At 46.6% G+C, this 5,594-nt stretch carries 6 protein-coding genes and 1 tRNA gene; 1 reads left to right on the top strand and 6 read right to left on the bottom strand.

All coding sequences use genetic code 11. The features are described 5' to 3' along the window. Positions 1 to 328 precede the first annotated feature (328 nt). The 6 genes from PX482_RS10150 to PX482_RS10175 form a co-directional block, all read right to left on the bottom strand. Positions 329 to 400, bottom strand: a tRNA-Gly gene (locus PX482_RS10150). Positions 401 to 471: 71 nt separating this feature from the next. Further along, positions 472 to 708, bottom strand: a complete 237-nt coding sequence (locus tag PX482_RS10155; protein ID WP_002762421.1) for a hypothetical protein — start codon at positions 706 to 708, stop codon at positions 472 to 474. Between the two features lie 29 nt (positions 709 to 737). Beyond that, a complete protein-coding gene (ribH, locus tag PX482_RS10160; protein ID WP_002762422.1) occupies positions 738 to 1,283 on the bottom strand; it encodes a 6,7-dimethyl-8-ribityllumazine synthase in 546 nt (181 codons plus the stop codon). Next, on the bottom strand, positions 1,280 to 1,429 hold the full coding sequence (locus PX482_RS10165; protein ID WP_196219878.1) for a hypothetical protein: 150 nt from the start codon (positions 1,427 to 1,429) through the stop codon (positions 1,280 to 1,282). Before PX482_RS10165 ends, ribH begins: the two co-directional genes overlap by 4 nt. A 2-nt stretch (positions 1,430 to 1,431) precedes the next feature. Next, positions 1,432 to 1,620 (bottom strand): photosystem II reaction center protein PsbZ, encoded by a 189-nt coding sequence (gene psbZ / locus PX482_RS10170; RefSeq protein ID WP_002732865.1) that lies wholly within the window; start codon positions 1,618 to 1,620, stop codon positions 1,432 to 1,434. 479 nt (positions 1,621 to 2,099) lie between these two features. Beyond that, positions 2,100 to 2,546, bottom strand: a complete 447-nt coding sequence (locus PX482_RS10175; RefSeq protein ID WP_002762423.1) for a CopD family protein — start codon at positions 2,544 to 2,546, stop codon at positions 2,100 to 2,102. 113 nt (positions 2,547 to 2,659) lie between these two features. Between PX482_RS10175 and PX482_RS10180 the strand changes: the two genes are divergently transcribed. After that, positions 2,660 to 5,356 (top strand): CBS domain-containing protein, encoded by a 2,697-nt coding sequence (locus PX482_RS10180; protein ID WP_002762424.1) that lies wholly within the window; start codon positions 2,660 to 2,662, stop codon positions 5,354 to 5,356. The last annotated feature ends 238 nt before the right edge of the window (positions 5,357 to 5,594 follow it).

Consider the following 5,594-nt stretch of genomic DNA (forward strand, 5'->3'; position numbering starts at 1 on the left):
CCTTCTTGTAGTACATCGCTTGGTACAAAAAACAAGGGCAACAAAGCCTAAAACGACCGGCTCCTGACGACCGGCTACTGACTCCTACCCCCAGGAAAAACTTTTTCAGCAGACCCTAAATAAACTATCAGTATAGACCTCGTTTCCACACAGAAACCAGAAGAGCCCATCCGGTGGAGCGCCAATTGAAAAGCTTAAGGAGTATATCAAAAATCAGGATACACCTAAAAGTTAGTTGGCAATTTTTCGGACATCGAGTCCTCAAATTGCCGCGCTTTCCTTCCCCACCCCGCGTTGTTGAGGGTGGGGACTGACGCGGATTCGTTCAAGCGGGCAACGCGATTCGAACGCGCGACATTCACCTTGGCAAGGTGACGCTCTACCACTGAGCTATGCCCGCAAGCCTTTTTTTTACACTTCCCCAAGTATGCCAAATCTCAGAGCATTTGTCAAGTGGTTTGGAGCATTTTTTTACAATGATTCATGTTCTGGCCAATCCCCCAAACCGGTAATAGCTTCGAGAACCACTTCTATCTTAGCCTGTAGTCGGTTGAACTGATGTTGCAAGCGATCAAAGCACTTGTCAATGGCGGCGAATTTTTCAGTGATAGGGCGTTCCATAGCCTCAAAAGCTGCCGTAATCCGCTCCTCTGGGTCTAGAGCTAATTCCAGAGTCTTGATTCTCTCGACAGCGGGGAGTGGGGACAACTAAAACCCTAAATGCTGGGGGAATTTTCTTAGCCTTCCATCAGTGCCTGTTGGGGATTATTTTGCAATAATTCTAGGGGTTTATCTTCATTCCGGGGGCGCAATTGACGCATGAGACTAGCCATTTCTAGGGCAGATAGGCCATAATTCCAGCCCAAATTACTTTTAATACCGGCCCGTTCGAGGGCCTGTTGTAGAGTATCAGTGGTGAGAATACCGAAGACAACGGGAACACCGGTCTGAAAAGCGGCTGCGGCGATACCTTTAGCGGCCTCGGCAGCAACGTAGTCAAAATGGGGCGTTTGTCCGCGAATAATTGCCCCTAGACAAATAACGGCATCGTAACGGTGGGAAAGGGCGACTTGACGGGCTACCATTGGCACTTCAAAGCTACCCGGTACCCAGATATAATCGACTTGGGTGCCATCGGGATTGACATCAACCCCGTGACGCTTGAGACAGTCTTGACAGCCTGATAACAGTTTATCAGTGACGAGATCATTAAAACGACCAATCACGATCGCAAAGCGCAAAGAGGATATGTCCTCGGTAAAATTTCCCTCAAAAACAGTCATAGGTAGAAGGGGATAGGAGTGGGAAGTGGGGAAGTGGGGTAGTGGGGTGTGGGGTGTGGGGTGTGGGGTGTGGGGAGAATACTGACTCCTGACGACTGACTCCTGACGACTGACTCCTGACTCCTGTCCCCCGTCCCCCTGATCAAGACTAAATCACTAAAAAGTTTAAAATAGCGACGGCAACGACTAAAATCGCCCAAATTGCCGAACCCACATAGAGAAGGGGTTTCGATTGATCCCAGTTTTGGGGGGAAGCATAGGCAACGGGGACACCAATCACCATCAGCAAGGAAAATAAAACTAAGGCAATGAGAAAAAATTGAAAAACAATAGACATGATTGGGTTCTCCTAAAGCAGTTGATGTTTATTTAGATAATTCTCCCAGATTTGATACTTGTATGGAAGAGCCTCGCTTCCACTCAACTTAACTGGACGATCCTTCCTCTAAGTCCTCTCTGAATCAGGGGTTCCCAGGAGATATCCCTGTCAGACTGAATCCACGAGCATTTTAATTTTACTGCCAGTGACTACCCAGCCGCAGCGGGTTCTAAAATTTTTTTGATGTCTCCATCCTTGTCAAAAGCAGGATTGTAAGGGTTAGGTGGGGGAAGTGACTCCCTGTAATCCCTTGCCCAGATTACAGTATTTTCGCGTTTTCGCCAAACCTGCCCTAGAAAGGTCTCCAGACTGCTGAACTGCTAAGGGACCTGCGTAGGAATAATATCCCAGCCGGACAGTCGCTCTGTAGAAGAATCAGACAAGCCATAAATGGTACATTATCAAAGCGCAAGTCCCTAAAAGCTAATGGTCAAGTCCTAGGTCAAGCCCCCCAAACGGATGCCAGCGCCAAAAATGACGAATAATACTGCTAGAGTGGTGACGGCGACTATGTGCAGGGCGAGGAAATTTAAGTTTTCCTCGCTCAGTTTAGGAATGAGAAAAAAGCGGGAATGAAGGGCCAAGATGAGAGTTAATAGCAGTAAAGCTAACTTAATTCCTATATAAACCGATAAAAAACTATCAAATGACCAAAAATCACGAAAACCGGGCAAATAAATCCAAGTCAGTCCTAGGCCTGTTATTACCTGCAACAATAGCGCAGATAACCCAAAACCTTCAAAATATTGCTCAAATTGACGAATTCGGTCTGGTTCTCGGTTTTTGAGGGCCTGGGGTAGAACGGTGACTGCCAACAATAAATGGCCACCGGCCCAGACGGTCGCCCCTAGGGTGTGGAGAATTACTAAAATTTTGAACAACATCGGTTTCTCTCAGTCATTATTTGCTAACTTATAGTTCTTGACCCGGTTATTGCCGAGCATTTAGTAACAATAGATACAGAAAAAATCCTGATATCTTCTCCTTACTAAAAAATATGGATTTAATTTTATGTCATCAAACGGCGGATTTTGACGCTTTGGGGGCAGCGGTGGGTTTATCGTTGCTGAAAGCGGGTAGTCGCATTGTGTTAACGGGGGGAGCGCACCCAACAGTAAGGGAATTTTTGGCCCTGCATCGGGATGAGTTCGCTTTAATTGAAATGCGTAGTGTCAATCCGGCCAGTATTCGCTCTTTAATTATCGTTGATAATCAGTGGCGAGAGCGTCTGGGAAAAGCCTCCCAGTGGCTCGATTTAGGGCATTTACAGGCGATCGAATTGTATGATCATCATTTGGATAGTGAAAGCGATATTCATGCCTCTAGCGTCCATTTAGAAGCGGTGGGAGCCACCACGACTTTAATTGTCGAAGCTTTACAAAAAGCCCAGATTAAACCAAACTCGATGGCAGCGACGGTAATGGCACTCGGTATTCACGTTGACACGGGTTCCCTGACTTTTGCCGGTAGTACCCCCAGGGATGCCTATGCTTTGGCTTGGTTAATGACCTGTGCTGCTAACATTAAAACGATCGCCCAATACTGTCAACCGAGTTTTTCCCCGCGCTTACAGGAGTTATTTAGCCTTGCTTGGGAAAATCTAGAGATTAAAACGATCCATGACCGTAAAATCGCCCACGTTCTCCTCCATACTGCCGATTTTATCCCCGGTTTGTCTAGTGTGGCCGAGCGCCTACTGGAATTATCCGATAGTGATGCGCTACTTTTTGCCCATAGTTATAGTAAAGGCGAGGAAGATAATTCCCGACAGCGTTTAACTGTGATTGGTCGCTCTAGAATCGATGGGGTGAATCTATATCAGCTTTTTTGCCCCTATAACGGCGGTGGTCATGCTCAGGCCGCTTCGGTGAGCTTTCGCGATGTTCAGCCAGTTCAACAGTTAAACCAACTGCTGGGGGACTTAATTGCCCAAATTCCTCCCTCTCCCACCGCTAGGGATTTAATGTCTTCCCCAGTGCGAACAATTCGTCCCGATACTTCCATATCTCAAGCCGAGCGCATCCTTTTCCGTTACGGCCATTCGGGTTTATCGGTGGTAGATGAGCAGGATCGCTTAGTTGGGGTGATTTCTCGTCGTGACCTCGATTTAGCTCTCCATCACGGCTTTTCTCGCTCTCCCGTGAAGGGATACATGACTTGTAATCCGAAAACTATTACCCCCGACACTTCCCTTCAGGAAATCGAGTCACTGATGGTAACGTACGATTTGGGGCGTTTACCTGTACTAGAAAACGGGCAGTTAGTCGGTATCGTCACTCGTACAGATGTATTAAGACAGATTCATCAAAATGAGCGGGTGCGTTTTGAAGGGGTTGCTTTGGTTTCCTGTCTTTTACCGACGATTAAAGAGCGTTTAGAGCCGATTTTATGGTCATTCCTGCAAGCTGCCGCCACTGCCGCTCAAAAACGCGGTTGGCATCTCTATCTGGTTGGGGGTGCGGTGCGCGATTTATTGTTAGCCACAGAAAGGGATACTTTATTGTTACAGGATATCGATTTAGTGGTGGATGGCTGCCATCGCGCCGCCGGTGTGGGTGCAGGGGTGGAGTTGGCTAATTGTTTACAGGAAATTTATCCGGGGGCCCGGTTATCGATTCACGGGGAATTTCAGACGGCGGCTTTGTTATGGCACAAAGATGAGCGTTTTGGCTCGTTATGGGTGGATATCGCCACGGCACGCACGGAATTCTATCCTTATCCTGCCAGCAATCCCCAAGTGGAGGCTAGTTCGATTCGACAGGATTTGTATAGAAGGGATTTTACGATTAATGCTCTGGCAATTCGCCTAACTTCGCCGAAAGAGGGGGAATTACTCGACTTTTTTGGCGGTATGTTGGATTTACGCGCCCAACAAATCCGGGTTTTACACGCTAATAGTTTTATCGAGGATCCGACGCGCATCTATCGAGCGGTGCGTTTTGCCACTCGGTTAGGATTTGTTATTGAACCCTTGACAGAAAGCTATATTAGGTATGCGATCGAAAGTGGAGTTTATGATCGCTCACGGCAACAAAATCAGAATGCACCCGCTTTACAGTCCCGTTTAAAAGCGGAGTTGAATTATATTTTAGAGGCGGATTACTGGGAAAGTGCCTTGGAAAAGTTGGCTGATTTGGGGGCTTTGCACTGTTTACACGGGGATTTAAGTTTAAATCGGGCTTTATGGCGACAATTGCGCTGTCTCAGTCGTTGGTTAGATTGTTTAAGTCTGGAATTGCCGGTGAATGTTTGGTTAATGCGGTTGGAATTATTAATCGCTTCTCTGGCTGTGGGGGAAAGAATAGCGATCGCTAATAATTTACAATTGCCCAAAGATACTGTGGAGCGTTTACAAAAACTAGAAGTTATGGAAAGAGAGATTAGCAATAATTTTGCTTATGATCAACCCATTAGTCAAATCGTCAGCTTTTTCAACGGTTATAAGGTTCCTAGTTTGTTACTGGTGGCGGTGAGGAGTGAGACTAGGATTCGGGCTTTAATCTGGCAATATTTAACTAAATGGTCGCAGATCGAGGCTCCTATCGACGGCAATGACCTAAAAGCTTTGGGTTATCAACCGGGTCCCCAGTTTAAATCGTTACTTGCGGCAGTCTTGGGGGCAACTTTAGATGGAATAGTCAGCAATAAAAGCGAAGCTATGGCTTTTATTGCTAGATTAACTCGGGCTTGCTGAATAAATCTAAAAACCTTATTGGGTAAGACTTTTAGACTTTTTGTCAATCAAAAAGTACCAGTTGTGGGAGAGATAGGGGGAAAATTCTGGGACTTTTTCTCTGAAAATTAGGTAATTGACCAGATGAGAATCGGTAAAACCCCACACCCCACACCCCACACCCTGTCCCCACGAAAAACTTGTTCAGCAGACCCTAGATAGTCAACAGCTTATTACTTTCGATCGCCCATTGGGCCAA

The sequence above is a fragment of the Microcystis sp. M53602_WE12 genome, assembly GCF_030065455.1.
Lineage (GTDB): Bacteria > Cyanobacteriota > Cyanobacteriia > Cyanobacteriales > Microcystaceae > Microcystis > Microcystis aeruginosa.